We start from the raw sequence: 15,591 nt of genomic DNA, 5'->3' as shown, positions 1-15,591 counted from the left end.
GTAAATAGAGGATGGATGGTATTTTAAACCTCTGGCATGCCACAGGCATTGCTAACTTTACATTTCCTGGGCTGATCATGATTGCCGTTGGTTGTTTGCTATTATTTTTAGCAATTGCCAAAAAATTTGAGCCGTTATTATTACTGCCCATTGGTTTCGGAGCTATTTTAACTAATATTCCAGTAGCTGGTTTATCAGATCCAGGTGGCTTACTTTACTATGTTTATTATGTTGGTATTGATACCGGTATTTTTCCGCTATTAATATTTATGGGAGTGGGGGCCTTAACTGATTTTAGTGCCTTGATTGCCAACCCGCGTATGTTGCTATTAGGTGCGGCAGCGCAGTTTGGTATTTTTGCGACGTTATTTGGCGCTATTTTACTTAACTTTATTCCGGGATTTGAATTTAGCTTACAAGATGCTTCTGCAATTGCGATTATTGGTGGTGCAGATGGGCCAACCGCTATCTTTTTAGCGTCAAAGCTGGCCCCTGATTTACTGGGCGCTATAGCGGTGGCTGCGTACTCGTACATGGCGTTGGTTCCTATTATTCAGCCACCTATCATGCGTGCGTTTACAACGCCTGAAGAACGCAAAATTCAAATGCCAGAACTGCGTAAAGTATCTAAAAAGGAAAAAATTATTTTCCCACTGATGGTGCTTACCTTAACGGCTATATTCTTACCTGCGGCAATTCCGCTGGTTGGTATGTTCTGTTTAGGTAACTTAATGCGTGAGTCGGGTGTAGTTGATAGGCTCAGCAACAGTGCGCAAAACGAAATCATTAATATCACCACTATATTTCTAGGACTTGCAGTGGGCTCTAAACTTGCTGCCGAGCAGTTCTTAACAGTAGAAACTATTGGTATTTTGGTACTGGGTGCACTGGCGTTTGCTATTGGTACAGCCTCAGGTGTATTTATGGCTAAAGGCTTAAATAAGATATCAAAAACCCCCATAAACCCATTAATTGGTGCTGCGGGTGTATCCGCTGTGCCTATGGCAGCACGTGTTGTTAATAAGGTTGGGCTTGAAAATAACCCGCATAACTTCTTATTAATGCATGCCATGGGGCCTAATGTTGCAGGGGTGCTTGGTAGTGCTGTTGCGGCAGGTATTTTACTCGCTCTTGTGGGTTAAATATAATTTAGACTCAACCTATTAGCGCAGTTTACTGCGCTTTTTTTTGCATAAAATTCACTGTTTTGACTTAAGCGGTTTCTTGTATAGGGTTTTTTGTTTAAAGTAATCACTCTTCATTTTTTAAAGGGCTGTCAAAATGTTACACACTCCGCTGGCAAAATATCTCCCGAATGTAAGCAAACTTGTTTTTGGCTGTATGGGTTTGGGAGGCGCATGGAATAAAGATGCGATTACCAGTGCGCATTTACAACAAACTCATTCATGCATAGATGCCGCCATTGAAGGCGGAATTAATTTTTTCGATCATGCTGATATTTATACCTTAGGCAAAGCCGAACATGTTTTTGGTCAAGCACTGGCTGAGCGACCAGAACTTAGAGAGAAAATGTATATTCAGTCTAAGTGTGGTATTCGCTTTGCTGATGATAAAAACCCACAACGTTATGACTTTTCAGCTGATTGGATTGAGCGCTCAGTAGAGGGCTCATTAAAGCGATTAAATACCGAATATTTAGATATACTTATGCTGCATCGCCCAGATCCTTTAATGGAAGTAGAGGAAGTTGCACAAGTATTTAGTTGTTTAAAAGAAAGTGGCAAAGTGCGTCATTTTGCGGTGTCTAATATGTCGCAATATCAAATACGGTTTTTGCAACGCGCTTTAGATATGCCGATTGTGGCAAATCAAATCGAAGCGAGTTTACAAAAACATCAATGGGTTGATGAAGGCGTTTATGTGGGTAATGCCGATGGCAAGGATATTAACTTTACCCCAGGCAATATTGAATATTGCCGTGAGCATGAAATTCAGATTCAAAGTTGGGGCAGTTTATGCCAAGGCTTATACTCTGGTGGTGATTTATCAAAGGCCTCGCCTGCAGATATTAATACCAGTATTTTAGTCAGTAAGCTTGCCATACTTTATGGTACAACAGCAGAAGCTATCGTATTAGCATGGTTGTTGCGCCACCCAGCATCAATTCAACCAATTATTGGCACTACTAACATAGAGCGAATAAAAGCATCCTGTGATGCGGTTAATGTTAACTTAAGTCGTGAGCATTGGTATGAGCTATATATCAGCGCGAAAGGCTGCGCTTTACCATAACCTAGTGTAGGGTGATGATATGAACATATTTGTTATTTTAATTAGCTTAGTCATTGCTTTGGTGATCATTATTCCGTTACTGGAAAAATACCAAAGTAAAATGGGGCTTGAGAGCGCTACTAAATATAGTAAGTATATTTGGCCACTGGTGATGATCTCTTTGGTTGTGCAGCTTATTTATGTACTCGTAAATTAACTCTGAATTTAGCACCAAGCAGCTTAGATACAATGGGTAATTCGTGAAACTATTCAAATATCTATGCTGGTTGGTATAATCATCACATACAAAAAAGCCTTTGCGGGTTATCCCTGCAAAGGCTTTTTTATTTAATCATTAAACTCTTTATTTAAGTGCCAACTGAAGCTCTCGGTTACGCTCAAGTTGCGCAATAAAGTTATCAGCAATAGGCTTAAACTTAGCAAGCTCTGAGCGTGGTAATGGCTCAGATTTAGGTAGTTTCACAGTTTTGGGATTACGATGAACACCGTTAACTAAAAACTCATAATGTAAATGTGCCCCAGTTACTCGACCTGTTGAGCCTACAGTACCAATTTTCTCACCTTGTTTGATTTTTTGCCCTGTTCTAACTAGGCGTTTGTTAAGGTGTAAGTACTTAGTAACGTATTGTGTACCGTGGCTTATAAATACGTAATTACCGTTATATTTACTGTAGCCCGCTTTGATAACTTTACCATTACCTGATGATACAACAGGCGTGCCTGTACGCGCAGCGTAGTCAATACCTCGGTGTGCTTTTACTTGTCCTGTAACAGGGTGTAAGCGGCGAGGATTAAAGCTTGAGCTAATATATTTAAAGTTAACAGGTGCACGTAAGAAGGCTTTTTTCATACTACGCCCTTCAGGGGTATAAAAATTACCGTCTGTGTGTCGAATTGCTGTGTAACGTTCGCCTTGGTTTATAAATTCTGCGGCAATAATTTTACCGGTGCCAATAAATTCACCGTCAACAAAATGAGATTCATATATTAAGCCAAATTCATCACCTTTACGGATGTCATTTGCAAAATCCACGTCCCAACCAAATATATCGGCAAAGTTCATGATTTGGCGTTCACTTAAACCTGCAGCGATCGCTGACGTCCAAAAACTGCTAGAAATTTCCCCACCGGCGGTTTTGCTAAGTGTTTCTATTTCTTTGCTGTCAATTGAAGTATCGTATTGGCCTTCGTCATTAAGGGTGACATATAAGGTATCTGTTTTAGATATAACGTAACGTAACTGAGCCAACGAACCATCTTTTGCAGTAGCAAAGCTTAGTGTTTCACCTGGATGAATTTTGGTAAGCTTGCGTGTTTCAGCATTTGTGTTAACCAGTTTGTAAAGCGTTTGCGCAGAAAAACCAGCGCGCTTAAAAATGTTCGCTAAATTGTCACCATTTTTAACAAGGTGATCGACAAAATCATATTCTGGAAGTTTTTGCGCTGCATGCTCTGAATTTAAGTCGGTGAGTTTTTCGTTTTCACCTACTTTTATTTGTAATTCGTAACGCTTACCAATTTCTAGCGTGTTCTCGCTATTGTCTTTGGATGCAGTGGCTTTTTCAGAAGGTAAAAAGGCTAAGGCAACAATAGCAGAAACCAAACCTAGAATAAGCATTTTGTGTTTTTTGGGGAGCGTGTTAACCACGTGGACCATAACGTGCCTTTTTCTGCTGTCAAGATAATAAATAGATTATATTGCAGGATATAACGAATAATCTATGAATACTAGTATTTTGTAGATTTAAACTCGCGTTAAATTAAGCTAAAATCATAGGGTATTCAGGCTGTTTGTTTTTAAAGTTGAATAACAGCACTATTTTATATTCTTGGATACTTTGCTTTTTCATCGTAATGTTAAATTAGCTTTTAAAACGATTTAATAGCGAGAAGTGATTAATTTATAAACTGTTTTTTGGGCTTTTATAAACACCTTTAGTGTATTATTAATCGCTCTTTTATATCCCATTTTAGAACGTACGCCCTGCATTTTAGTTGGTGCAGCGATTAGTTAAAAAAGTTGTTCTAATTAAGTGGAAATTTGTTATGTTAGCTAAATAGTTTTATTTGTTTTGTTAAAACGCGCTAGCAATAAATCGTGAGCATATACACCCCCTTCGTTGTCAGAATTTTTTGGAGTAACACACAGTGGATTTACAAACCGCTCTAGCAGAGATAAAACGCGGTGCAGAAGAGATATTAATTGAAGATGAGTTGGTTGAAAAATTAAAGTCGGGGAAAAAGCTAAAAATTAAAGCTGGTTTCGATCCTACGGCTCCAGATTTGCACCTAGGTCACACTGTACTAATTAATAAAATGAAAACCTTTCAAGATTTAGGTCATGAGGTTATTTTCTTAATTGGTGACTTTACCGGTATGATAGGCGATCCAACGGGCAAAAATGTTACCCGTAAGCCACTGACTCGTGATGATGTGCTTGCTAATGCTGAAACCTATAAAGAACAGGTTTTCAAAATTTTAGACCCAGCTAAAACAACTGTTGCTTTTAACTCTACGTGGATGGAGAAGTTGGGCGCGGCTGGAATGATAAAATTGGCAGCGCGCCAAACTGTGGCACGCATGCTTGAGCGTGATGACTTTAAAAAGCGCTATGCTGGCGGTCAATCTATCGCAATCCATGAGTTTTTATATCCACTAGTACAGGGTTGGGATTCAGTTGCTCTTGAGTCTGATGTTGAGCTAGGCGGCACCGATCAACGCTTTAACCTATTAATGGGTCGTGAGCTGCAAAAAGATGAAGGTCAAAAACCTCAAACCGTACTAATGATGCCTTTACTTGAAGGGACTGATGGCGTTCAGAAAATGTCAAAGTCACTAGGAAACTACATAGGTATTACTGATACGCCTAGCGACATGTTTGGTAAAATCATGTCAATTAGTGATGTACTAATGTGGCGTTACTATGACTTGCTAAGTAGCCTTTCTATTGAGCAAATTGCAGCGCAAAAACAGCGTGTAGAGCAAGGCACTAACCCGCGCGATATTAAGATTGAATTAGCGAAAGAGTTAATTGCACGTTTCCATAGCGAAGCCGATGCGCAAGCTGCTCATGATGACTTTATTCAGCGCTTTCAGAAAAAAGCACTACCTGATGAAATTCCAGAGCTGACAGTTAACATTGATGAAGACACTATTCTAATTGCTAACTTGCTAAAAGAAGCTGGCTTAGTGGCGAGTACTTCAGAGGCCATGCGTATGATCAAACAAGGTGCAGTCAAGCTTAACGGCGAAGAAAAAATTACCGATACCAAATTGGAAGTAGCAAAAGGAACAACCGCTATTTACCAAGTAGGTAAACGTAAGTTTGCAAATATTACTGTAGCCTAAAGCTACATAGAGTATAAAAACCAGCTTCGGCTGGTTTTTTTATAACTGATCAAAAAGTTAGAACAGCCCTAATAATTTCAACGCTAACAATAATTAGTAGCCAAAAAAAACGGGCTTGATTTAGGGTGTTGAGTAGCTTTGGCACATCATCAGCACTTGGCAAGCGTTCTACACCGACCCGCATTTTATTGAAACGCTGCTTAATATAAATAGCAGGCCCACCAAGTTGCACCCCTAAAGATGCTGAGCACACACTTAGTAACCAGCCAGTATTTTTTTGATAAAAATGGCGGCCATAATGCTTAATATAATGCATGCTTTTCTTACTGGCTTTAAGTGAAGCTATTGTCAGCGCGAGTAACCGCATGGGAATGTATTCAATAATAAAAAGAATTAGTTTAAGCGGCTTCAAAAAAGCGCTGTCGGGAGCTATATCAGTGCGCCATGCTTGTTGGATTAAGGTAAGCAAGCGGTAGGCGAGAGTTGCAATGGGGCCTAATAGTAAAAAAATAAAAATTACCACAAAATAATGACGGGCCGTTCTTAGTATGACACTTTCCATAACCGCTTTAATAATCCCTGGGTTTGAAAGTGCCTTAACTTCTCGGGCTACTAGTGGTTTTAATAATTCTCGAGCAGTTGATTTTTGATTTTTTTTGGTCAATTTCGCAATACGTATCGCTTTTTTATTTATGCTACTGCTTTCTAGGCACAAGTATAAAATAAGACCGGATAGTAGTTCAGGGTAAAAGGCAAACTCCAGCAGCAAAACGACAATAATCATAATCACAGTTAGAACAAGTGTGCTTGCTAATGAAGCGGCTAAATAATGATATTGTTTGCTGTCTGTTTTTTTATAAACACGCTGGCCAATTGCGTTAAAAATTGCAGAAAGTATATGGTTAGGGTGATACCAGCTAACTAAAGGTAAAAAGCGCTCAGCTAGGAGCGCACAAATAAATACAATAAAGTCCAAATGATTTTGAACAATATTATTGAGCATTTACAGCGTAACCGCCGTTAACTTTTCTAGTAATGCCACAACCATTTTTGATGAATTAATAGAGGCTGTTTCTAAGTACTCTTCAAATGATTGCGGTGACTCTTTGCCAGCAATATCAGACATTGAGCGAATAACAACAAATGGTGTGTTAAGTGCAAAACATGTTTGTGCAATTGACGCACCTTCCATTTCTACTGCTAGCATTGTAGGGAAGTCATTGCGTGCTTTTTCAATGCGAACAGGGTCACACATAAATGAGTCACCAGTACAAATTAAACCAACAAGCGTTTTTACTTCGCTAATTTGTGCAATTGTTTGCTCGGCGGCTTCTACTAGTTTAGGGTGCGCTGCAAAGCCTGCTGGCATTTGTGGTACTTGGCCAATTTCGTAACCAAATGCGGTTACATCTACATCGTGATGACGAACCTCTGATGAAATTACCACGTCGCCAACGTTAAGCGAAGGATCGAAACCACCGGCAGAGCCTGTGTTAATAACACAATCAGGTTTAAAGTTATCGATAAGTAAAGTGGTTGCAATAGTTGAAGCGACTTTACCAATGCCTGATTGCACTAAAGTAACAGTATTACCTGCAAGCTCACCAGTATAAAACGTAAAGCCTGCTTTGGTTAAAACCTGTGGATTTTGCATCGCTTCGCGCAAAATTTTAACTTCTGGCTCCATGGCGCCAATAATACCAACATTCATAGTGTTAAATTCCTAAATTTGAATAGGCTGATTATACGTGAAGTCTGCTATAAAAAACAAAAAAGCGAGTCATTTAAAATGCTCGCTTTAATACATTGCTTTAACTCAGTAGTTATATTTCAGCAAGGGCAGTTGAATGTGCTTTTGCTTGAGAAGGTGATAATACCGCAGGCTTATGGACTCTAGTACGAGTCGGGCGCGAAGGTTGTGATTTAGCAGGTTTGCCTAATTTAAACATAATGGCATCGCGAACTTCACTCGGGCGGTAGCCTGATTTCACTTTCATACGAATATGTGGAATGCCAGCGGCTTCTAGTGCACCGTTAACAAACCAATCACGTTGTGCTTTGTGACCATCTTTGTTGGCGTTATTAACTAAGTCAACCGCTGCCACTATGGTCATTTTTTCTTTGTCGACTAGTACAAAGTCGAGCTGTTTATTTTTTGCTTTAGCCAATGCCGCACGTTTAGATTTGACAGATAGACCTTGTTTACAGTCAATCACATCGATTAGTTTAACGCGACTAACAATTTTATATTGATCGCCAACAGCTCGTTCTAATAAGCCTAGAAACGCCCCTTCTACTTGGGTAAATACACTTTGCTTACGAGTAAAAGGATAAGGGTTTCCGCCGTCATCATTAAATTTTGACGCAACCACAGATGCCCCAACAACTAGCACTAATATTAATAATAAAGCGAATTCCATACGGTAACTCCATAACAACAAATTGACACTGCTTTTCTAAAGCAATTTATGTGCCCAAATAGTTGTTATGGCTATTTTATTAACGAACGGGGATGAGCGCTATTATGCTTTATAACCGCCTTCAATACCTTTTACGGCAATAGCGACGGCATCATGAGCATGTAAAGACTCATAATGGTTTATTTGCAGGAAGTAATCGCTAAATTCTTTTGACTCTAACGTCGTTTTAATTTTTCGTGCTGCGTCTTCACAAAACATCAGGTTTTGACCATTTAAACGGGCAAACTCTTGTTCGTCTTCACGTTTTACCGCAGCTTGTACTGGTGTTTTAAGCTCATCTTCTAGTAAGTTTATTAAGTTAACTACATCAAACTCTTGAATGTTTTGATCTAGTTTTACTTTAACATTAGCAATAGAGCGCTGTGAATGCGGGGTTGCTACAATGCCTTGAGTTGTTCCAAGCCACTCTAAAACCTCAGATTGAGTTAGTGTTTCTTGAGCAAACTTTTCGCTAAACGCATTTTGGATAAGTTGACGAGCAAGGGCTGCAGAGCAGGGGCAGGTTGATGAGTAAGTAACATCAACACTGAGTTCAAAACTAATGACGCCTTGATTTATGGTACTGGTAAGTACAACTGGGTAGCTTTTCCAGCCGGCTTTGCCACTAAGTAATGATTTACGGCGCAGTGGTAATTCAAATTTAAATTCGATTTGTGCTTTATCGCTTAAGCCTTCATGGCTGGTGATAAAGGTATCTAATGCTTGTGCTAAGGTGTGCGGGTTGACCTGCTGCTCAGTTGAGAGGTGATCAAGTGCTAAAAACAGACGCGACATGTGGATGCCTTTGGCGTCTTCTTGGTGTAAATTAACAAAAGCGCGTGCTTTTGCATTAACGGTAACTGGAGCTAAATCAAGAGATTCAAAAATAAAAGGCAGCTCTATATCGCCCATTCCTACCCAGTCTAATTTACCTGTTTGTAATGCGGCAGCCGTGTTAGCAATATCTGGCATAGTCGTTTGCATGATACGTTACTCGTTATTTGCAATATTTAAAACGTCACATTTTACACTAAATAAAGAGTTGCTGAAATGCGGCAAATAACGCCAAACATGAAATTTTGTTGTTTTTATCGCACAACATGAAAATCGCTGATAGAAAATGCTAAAATTAGCCTTTAATCATACTTACTTAAGCATTTAGCTAAGAGAAACACTGATATATGACAGATTCTTCTTTGAACCCGTGGGTTCGAGTTCTTTCCAGTTCAATAACTCGTTTTGGTGAGTTTAAAACTGCAGCTATTTGCTATGCATTATTACTGACAGTATCTCTGGTTTTGTCGAGTATGTTTTACTATGTTGCCATTGGAGAAGTGAACTTAGTTGATATATTGGCTGTAGTATTTTTTACCTCAGTTGTTTCCCCTCTGGTGATTAGCGTACTGCTTAACTCTATTCGGCAACTTGATGCCTCTTATGCCTATTTAGATAGTGCCACAAAACAAGAAAAGCTTTTAAATCAAACTCTCAAAGACAATATTAATCGTTTAAACATTGAAATTGATGAACGTAAAATGGCCTTTCATGCTAAGCATAGAGCAATAGAAGAGCTTAGACGTGAAATTGCAGAGCGTAAAAAAACGCAACAAGAACTCGCGCAACAAGGCATGTTATTACGCTCCATTGTAGACTCCTCACCAGATTTATTTTATTACCGCGATAACAACGGGGTGTTTGCCGGTTGTAATAAAATGTTTGAAGAGGTGATGGGCAAAACCAGTGGCGAATTAATTGGCAAAGCCGCAGAAGAAATATTTCCAAGCCACTTTTTATCAGAAGTATTAAGAACCGATGAGCAGGTTGAACGCACTCATCAAGGTTTAACTATTGATGTAGAGTATTCTGTAAATGGTGAAATAAGATGGTTTGAACTGAGAAAACTCCCCTTTATAAATGAGCAGGGCGATTACATTGGTCTACTAGCCTTTGGCCGTGATATTACCAGCCGTAAAGAAGCCGCGCAGGCACTGGAAACTGCTTATAAAGATAAAGGGAAATTTATTGCCACATTGAGCCATGAATTACGCACTCCGCTCAATGGTATCGTCGGTTTAACCCGAATGCTATTGGATACTGAACTTAATAAACAGCAGCGTAGCTGGTGTAATACGGTGTTTTCAAGCGCCGAAACGCTGGGTAATATATTTAACGATATTATAGATTTAGATAAAATTGACCGTGAGCAACTCGATATTGCCGCTAACGAAATTAATGTGTCTGACTTTATTAATGACGTGGTTAACTTTGCAGGCCTTATTGCGGAGCAAAAAGAACTTTCTTTTGAAGTAAAACGCTCTGGAATGCTTGATATATACGCTTTACTTGATCCTACACGTTTACGCCAAGTAGTATGGAACTTAATTAATAATGCGGTTAAATTTACCCCGCACGGTAGTGTCACCTTAGATTGTGCTAGAGAAAACCGCGAAGATGGCCCATGGCTTATTATAAAAATACTCGATACCGGTGAAGGGATCCCGCAAGAACAACTTACCCGTATTTTTGATATGTACTACAAAGCGCCCGACCTTAAAGGGACCAATGCGATTGGTTCAGGTATTGGCTTAGCTGTAACAAAAGCGTTAGTAAGTGCTATGAAAGGCATTATAACTGTTAATAGTACTCCCGGAGAGGGAAGTTGCTTTACCGTTCAAATTCCGCTGAATTTATGTAGTGCTCCTACCGAACATAGTTATGTAGGGCGTAGCTTATATATTTTATTAGTGGAAGATGTGCCACTTAATGCTGAAATTGCAACTAACCTATTAGAACAACGTGGACATGAAGTACTGTGGGCTGAAACGGGAGAAGATGCTTTATCGTTTGTAGAAACCGAAGATGACCTAGATTTAGTATTACTTGATATGCAGTTGCCTGATATTAATGGTGATGAAGTAGCAAGGCAAATTCGCGCACAAAGCCATTTTGACCCGCTTCCTATTGTGGCACTTACCGCCAATGTTCGCAGTGCTGAAGAGGAGCTTGAGGGGATTTCTATTCAAGGGGCGTTAGCTAAACCGATAAACACCAGTAAGTTAGATAATATGCTTGCTGAACTCTTTGGTATTCAACAAGCGCAAGTTGAGGCTCCTCAACGAGTAGTTAATCAAGAGTTATTAAATCAAATTAATACTGACTTGCTAGATGTTGAAACCATTGAAGACTTTGTAAACTCGATGGGCGTTGAAGTATTTAAACGTAGTAGTCAGTTGTTTGCAAAGCTAAATCCGCAATATCAACAAGAACTATTAGGATCATTAAAAGCAGCAGACAGAGAAGAGTACAAATCCGTTGCGCATAAGTTAAAAGGTGCCGCTGGGTCGGTTGGTCTGAATGATGTGCAGTTGCATGCAAAGCAAATGGAACATGGTGCGCTGGAACAAAGTGATGAAGTATTAACAGTCTGGCTCGATGAATTAGCAGACAAAATAAATGAAGGACAACAGGCCCTTCATTTATTTTTACAGCAATTAGAGTAAAAACTAATTAGCTGTCGATTTTACCAATGAAGCGGTAACCTTCACCATGAATGGTGCTGATTAACTCAGACGTTGAGTTGTCACTTTCAAAGTGCTTACGGATACGACGAATGGTAACATCAACTGTACGGTCGTTAGCGCGAAGCTCACGGCCAGTCATGTGCTTAATTAGTTGCTCACGGCTGAATATACGACCTGGAGAGTCAAGCATTAAACGCAGTGCTCTGTACTCGCCTTTAGGTAGGCGTTTTGCATCTCCATTTGGAGAAGTAAGGCAACGACTGTTTTCGTCAAGTTCCCAACCGTTAAAGGTGATCACGCCATTGGTTTCAATAGCTGATTCTTCACCACCTAATGCAGTACGCGTAATTAAGTTACGTGCACGAATAGTTAATTCTCGTGGGTTGAAAGGCTTAGTAATATAGTCATCAGCACCAATTTCAAGACCTAAAATACGGTCTACATCGTTGTCACGGCCTGTTAAGAAAATAAGACCAACTTTACGTTTTTGGCGTAACTCGCGAGCTAAAATAAGCCCGTTTTTACCTGGCAGGTTGATGTCCATAACTACAAGATTGACGTCATCGTTATTTGTAAGCTTATCATGCATATCATCGCCATCAATGGCTTCAATAACTTTGTAACCTTCAGCTTCAAATAAACTAACGAGGTTTAGTCTAGTTACGTCTTCATCCTCTACGATCAGAATGACTGGCGTTTGCATCTTTAATTAACCTTTTTGGAGTGTGTTTTATTTATAAAATCGGCGTGATCATCAGAGCCGACTACTAGAATTATAGGATTATATCTAAATGTTAACAAGTAAAAACAGATTAGATATAAACAGCTGCGCGCCCAAACCTACTATGACGTATTATTAAAAACCGCGGCTTAATTGATACTTAACGTTGGATGTATAATTTGAATTATAGAGTCGAAGCCATTTCCCTTTAATAATTGATACATCCATCAACCACCTAAAGATACTTAAAATAATCAGACTAATTCAAAACGGAATTATATCACTTTCCAACTTTTCATCAATGTATGTGATATGTTAAACACAATTAAGTTCATTAATTGTGTGGAAATACAGCATTAATGATACAACTGTTTAGTTGGCTATGTATTAGTATGGTCATAAAGTTGTAATTCAAGAGGGGAATAAGAGTTATTTCGCTTTTTAAAAAAGTGTAATAATAAATCGGGCCCCTTGCTGATACTCGGTATCTAACACAATTTCCCCAGCCAAAGCTTGAGTCACTAAATTGTAAACTAAATGCATTCCTAAGCCACTGGCTCCTTGGCCGCGCTTTGATGTTACAAATGGGTCAAATATTTTTGCTCGTATATTGCTTTCAACACCTAGGCCGTTATCTGTGTAGGTAATTTGTGTTTTTGTTTCTGTTGCTACAATATCAATCTGCACTTCATTGTCACCGCCAGCTACAAATCCGTGTAACAGGGAATTTAAAATTAACTGATGAAAAACTTGCTGAAGTGGCCCTTTTTTACTTTCGACGGTTAAATCTGATGGACAATTTATAAGGACTTTAGGGTTTTTAATTTTTAGTTCTTGCCCCATAGACAGTAGAGTATCACTAATTAATTGTTGTATATTAACAGTGCTGGTTATTTCATCATCTTTGATCACTGCAACTTTTTTAAAGTTAGAAATGAGCTCTGCAACGCGGTTTAAGCTGCTATATATTAAGTCTAAGTTTTCGATACCATCGTTAGTAAATTGTTCAAATTGACTCGCAGTTAGTGATTTATTATGAAATTTAACCTGCAGTTCCGCGAGTTTATCCCGCAATAGAGTAGAACCTGTAATACCAAGTCCAATCGGTGTATTTACCTCATGGGCAACCCCTGCCACCATTTGCCCCAATGAAGCCATTTTTTTGTTTTCGACAATTTGAGTTTGGTATTGGTGCATCTTTTCCAGAGTGGATAACAGCTCTTTATTAGCCTCTCTGAGTGCGATAGTGCGTTGACTTACCTTCTCTTCAAGGTTTGAGTTTAGCTGCTTAATTTCTTGTTTATCTTCTTCATGGCGCTCTATTTGCCTTTGTGTACGTGCAAGCATTACATTTAAACTATTAGAAAGCCGAGTTATTTCAGTTAGGTTCGTTAAAGGCGCACGTGCATAATAATTATGTTTTTTAGCTATGTTTTGCAACAACAAGCTTAAGTTTTCTATTGGACTGGCTATCCTTTTTTGTAGCCTTAAAATAATCAAAGAAATAAAAATAAGTATTAAAGCCATAATAACGATATCGATTATAATCTTTTTAGTTATTAGTTGATTTAAGTTATCTAAGCTGCCTCTAATATATACATAGCCGAGCAGCTGTTCATTATTGAGTATTGGGGTAATGTACTCAATATACTCGTCACTAACCTGTGGTTCAGAAAAATCATTAATATTATCTGTTTTAATGGGGACTGGTGGTGATTTTCGGGCATTAAAGCTAGTAAAAAAGACTGGCTTATTAGATTGCTCATCTAAGGCGTAAATATGTAAATTTGTGACGGATGATACTTGTTGAAGCAGCTTTAAGCGCCTTTCTTCTGCAGGCCTATTTTTATTTAGTAATGAGGGCATCGCGTCGAATGCAATGATCTCTGATACCAACACAAGTTTGCTAATGAGCTGTTTTTTTTGCTCTTGCGCACTTAAATAGGTAGAAATTGAAAGCGATAATAACAAACAGATAGCTGTTATAAGCATGATGGTTTTAAACAATATGCTACGAATGCTATTTTGCTCTACAGTTTTGGGCATTGCGAGAAGGTCATCCGTGTCAATTGTGAGTCTAATGATAATAGTTTAGCAAAAACAGAAAAAAGTGAATTAAAAAGATTAGCTTAATTACACTTTTTATTTTTAGCTAATCTTCTTATGAAACATAAATATGTGGCTAATATAGCCCATATTTATGTTTTGACAGGATATTAATAACTTATTTTAGCTACTGTATACGGCAAATTTGTTGTTTTTGAACACGGTGTGGTAGCTATCAAATTGGGTCTCTAAAATTGGTGGATATTTCAAAAAGCTATTAGCCACTATGGTCAGTTTGCCTGCCTTAGTTAAATGTTGCTTTGCATGAGTTAAAAAAGATTCCGCAACGCTGTAGTCAGTTGCAATCCCGGTATGAAATGGCGGGTTGCTAATAATTAAATCAAACTTGCCAGTAATATTATTTAAACCATCACTGAGTATGGCTTCACCGTTTACATTATTTAGCTTAAGCGTTTGCGTTGTTGCATAGGCTGCAAGTGCACTTACGTCACTACAGGTAAATGTCAGTGCTGGATTTTTTAGCCCTAAAAAAGTAGCAATAAGTCCTGCGCCACAACCAAAATCAAGGACTTTCCCATGTTTTAAGTTAGGAGCATTCTCTAATAGCATTTTCGTTCCAGCATCTAGTGCACCATGGTTAAACACACCAGGAATACTGACTGCTGTAAACTCAATATCGCTCACACATACCGTAAACTCTTTATGGTAAGTGCTAATATCAAACGCGCTATTAATAGTGAGCTCTGAAAATGAATATAAAACACAGTGTTTTGCTGAGTCTATTTTATTACTAAATTCAGCCTTACCGGCGAGTTGCTTTTCAATTGACTTAACACCGCTCTTGTTTTCGCCAACAACGAGTAGCTCTGCATCTTTGCTTATCACAGCACGTATGTTGTCTAACGCCATTAATAGCTCAGGTTTAGATTTAGGGTAATAAAGTATTACCAAATCATAATCGCCCGAATTAATTGTGTGGCTAACGGTTACGTCAATACCCGATATGTTTTTTGCAAATTCACCATTAGCGTGGTTATAACTAAAAGCGGTTATTTTACTTTGTGGATTGAGCGTTTTTAGCTCATTTAAAAAGCCATCTTGAACAAAGTTGACCACCAATATTGATTTACCTTTTAACTCTTCACTGTTACGAAGTAATAGTAGGCTCGGATTGGTTAATACGCTCATAAATGGCTTTACCTTACTTGATTATTTAATTAAC

At 38.7% G+C, this 15,591-nt stretch carries 13 protein-coding genes; 5 read left to right on the top strand and 8 right to left on the bottom strand.

Going from position 1 to position 15,591, the window contains the following annotated elements:
- Positions 1–11 precede the first annotated feature (11 nt).
- The 3 genes from DK924_RS12335 (at position 12) to DK924_RS18770 (ending at position 2,449) form a co-directional block, all read left to right on the top strand.
- Positions 12–1,142 carry a sodium ion-translocating decarboxylase subunit beta gene (locus DK924_RS12335; protein WP_109875312.1) on the top strand — a complete coding sequence of 377 codons (1,131 nt, stop codon included), beginning with the start codon at positions 12–14 and terminating at the stop codon, positions 1,140–1,142.
- A 139-nt stretch (positions 1,143–1,281) separates the two neighbouring features.
- Positions 1,282–2,253, top strand: a complete 972-nt coding sequence (locus DK924_RS12330) for an aldo/keto reductase family oxidoreductase (protein ID WP_010390816.1) — start codon at positions 1,282–1,284, stop codon at positions 2,251–2,253.
- A gap of 19 nt (positions 2,254–2,272) precedes the next feature.
- A complete protein-coding gene (locus tag DK924_RS18770) occupies positions 2,273–2,449 on the top strand; it encodes a hypothetical protein (RefSeq protein ID WP_010390817.1) in 177 nt (58 codons plus the stop codon).
- Positions 2,450–2,596: 147 nt separating this feature from the next.
- Here DK924_RS18770 and DK924_RS12325 read toward each other — a convergent pair whose 3' ends face one another.
- Positions 2,597–3,910, bottom strand: a complete 1,314-nt coding sequence (locus tag DK924_RS12325; RefSeq protein WP_010390821.1) for a peptidoglycan DD-metalloendopeptidase family protein — start codon at positions 3,908–3,910, stop codon at positions 2,597–2,599.
- Positions 3,911–4,401: 491 nt separating this feature from the next.
- Here DK924_RS12325 and tyrS point away from each other — a divergent pair, with 491 nt between their 5' ends.
- Complete coding sequence (tyrS, locus tag DK924_RS12320; protein ID WP_010390824.1) at positions 4,402–5,601, top strand: tyrosine--tRNA ligase; 1,200 nt, start codon at positions 4,402–4,404, stop codon at positions 5,599–5,601.
- Between the two features lie 49 nt (positions 5,602–5,650).
- On the opposite strand, the gene DK924_RS12315 is transcribed toward tyrS, so the two are convergent.
- The 4 genes from DK924_RS12315 to folE2 all read right to left on the bottom strand — a co-directional run bounded on the left by DK924_RS12315 (position 5,651) and on the right by folE2 (position 9,044).
- A complete protein-coding gene (locus DK924_RS12315) occupies positions 5,651–6,604 on the bottom strand; it encodes a regulatory signaling modulator protein AmpE (protein WP_109875311.1) in 954 nt (317 codons plus the stop codon).
- Complete coding sequence (gene mtnN, locus DK924_RS12310) at positions 6,605–7,312, bottom strand: 5'-methylthioadenosine/S-adenosylhomocysteine nucleosidase (protein WP_010390828.1); 708 nt, start codon at positions 7,310–7,312, stop codon at positions 6,605–6,607.
- 112 nt (positions 7,313–7,424) lie between these two features.
- The gene (locus tag DK924_RS12305; RefSeq protein ID WP_054202260.1) at positions 7,425–8,021 is read right to left on the bottom strand and encodes a DUF2726 domain-containing protein; all 597 of its coding nucleotides are present in this window, start codon (positions 8,019–8,021) and stop codon (positions 7,425–7,427) included.
- 102 nt (positions 8,022–8,123) lie between these two features.
- Positions 8,124–9,044, bottom strand: a complete 921-nt coding sequence (gene folE2 / locus DK924_RS12300; protein WP_010390830.1) for a GTP cyclohydrolase FolE2 — start codon at positions 9,042–9,044, stop codon at positions 8,124–8,126.
- A 197-nt stretch (positions 9,045–9,241) separates the two neighbouring features.
- Between folE2 and arcB the strand changes: the two genes are divergently transcribed.
- A complete protein-coding gene (gene arcB, locus DK924_RS12295) occupies positions 9,242–11,560 on the top strand; it encodes an aerobic respiration two-component sensor histidine kinase ArcB (RefSeq protein ID WP_109875310.1) in 2,319 nt (772 codons plus the stop codon).
- Positions 11,561–11,567: 7 nt separating this feature from the next.
- Here the strand turns inward: arcB and arcA are convergent, their stop codons facing one another.
- From arcA to DK924_RS12280, 3 genes are all read right to left on the bottom strand, one after another.
- Positions 11,568–12,284, bottom strand: a complete 717-nt coding sequence (gene arcA, locus DK924_RS12290) for a two-component system response regulator ArcA (protein WP_008110444.1) — start codon at positions 12,282–12,284, stop codon at positions 11,568–11,570.
- A 459-nt stretch (positions 12,285–12,743) separates the two neighbouring features.
- A complete protein-coding gene (locus DK924_RS12285; RefSeq protein WP_055013350.1) occupies positions 12,744–14,348 on the bottom strand; it encodes an ATP-binding protein in 1,605 nt (534 codons plus the stop codon).
- A 183-nt stretch (positions 14,349–14,531) separates the two neighbouring features.
- The gene (locus DK924_RS12280) at positions 14,532–15,557 is read right to left on the bottom strand and encodes a methyltransferase (protein WP_109875309.1); all 1,026 of its coding nucleotides are present in this window, start codon (positions 15,555–15,557) and stop codon (positions 14,532–14,534) included.
- Between the last annotated feature and the right edge of the window lie 34 nt (positions 15,558–15,591).

It is taken from the genome of Pseudoalteromonas sp. meg-B1, from assembly GCF_003173795.1.
GTDB lineage: Bacteria > Pseudomonadota > Gammaproteobacteria > Enterobacterales > Alteromonadaceae > Pseudoalteromonas > Pseudoalteromonas undina.
Note: the sequence above shows the minus strand (reverse complement) of the source record. Positions and strands in the feature narration are given on the sequence as shown.

Coding starts and splice junctions, on each gene's coding strand:
- DK924_RS12335 (WP_109875312.1), top strand. CDS start 12: ATGGATGGTATTTTAAACCTCTGGCATGCCACAGGCATTGCTAACTTT.
- DK924_RS12330 (WP_010390816.1), top strand. CDS start 1,282: ATGTTACACACTCCGCTGGCAAAATATCTCCCGAATGTAAGCAAACTT.
- DK924_RS18770 (WP_010390817.1), top strand. CDS start 2,273: ATGAACATATTTGTTATTTTAATTAGCTTAGTCATTGCTTTGGTGATC.
- DK924_RS12325 (WP_010390821.1), bottom strand. CDS start 3,910: ATGGTCCACGTGGTTAACACGCTCCCCAAAAAACACAAAATGCTTATT.
- DK924_RS12315 (WP_109875311.1), bottom strand. CDS start 6,604: ATGCTCAATAATATTGTTCAAAATCATTTGGACTTTATTGTATTTATT.
- mtnN (WP_010390828.1), bottom strand. CDS start 7,312: ATGAATGTTGGTATTATTGGCGCCATGGAGCCAGAAGTTAAAATTTTG.
- DK924_RS12305 (WP_054202260.1), bottom strand. CDS start 8,021: ATGGAATTCGCTTTATTATTAATATTAGTGCTAGTTGTTGGGGCATCT.
- folE2 (WP_010390830.1), bottom strand. CDS start 9,044: ATGCAAACGACTATGCCAGATATTGCTAACACGGCTGCCGCATTACAA.
- arcB (WP_109875310.1), top strand. CDS start 9,242: ATGACAGATTCTTCTTTGAACCCGTGGGTTCGAGTTCTTTCCAGTTCA.
- arcA (WP_008110444.1), bottom strand. CDS start 12,284: ATGCAAACGCCAGTCATTCTGATCGTAGAGGATGAAGACGTAACTAGA.
- DK924_RS12285 (WP_055013350.1), bottom strand. CDS start 14,348: ATGCCCAAAACTGTAGAGCAAAATAGCATTCGTAGCATATTGTTTAAA.
- DK924_RS12280 (WP_109875309.1), bottom strand. CDS start 15,557: ATGAGCGTATTAACCAATCCGAGCCTACTATTACTTCGTAACAGTGAA.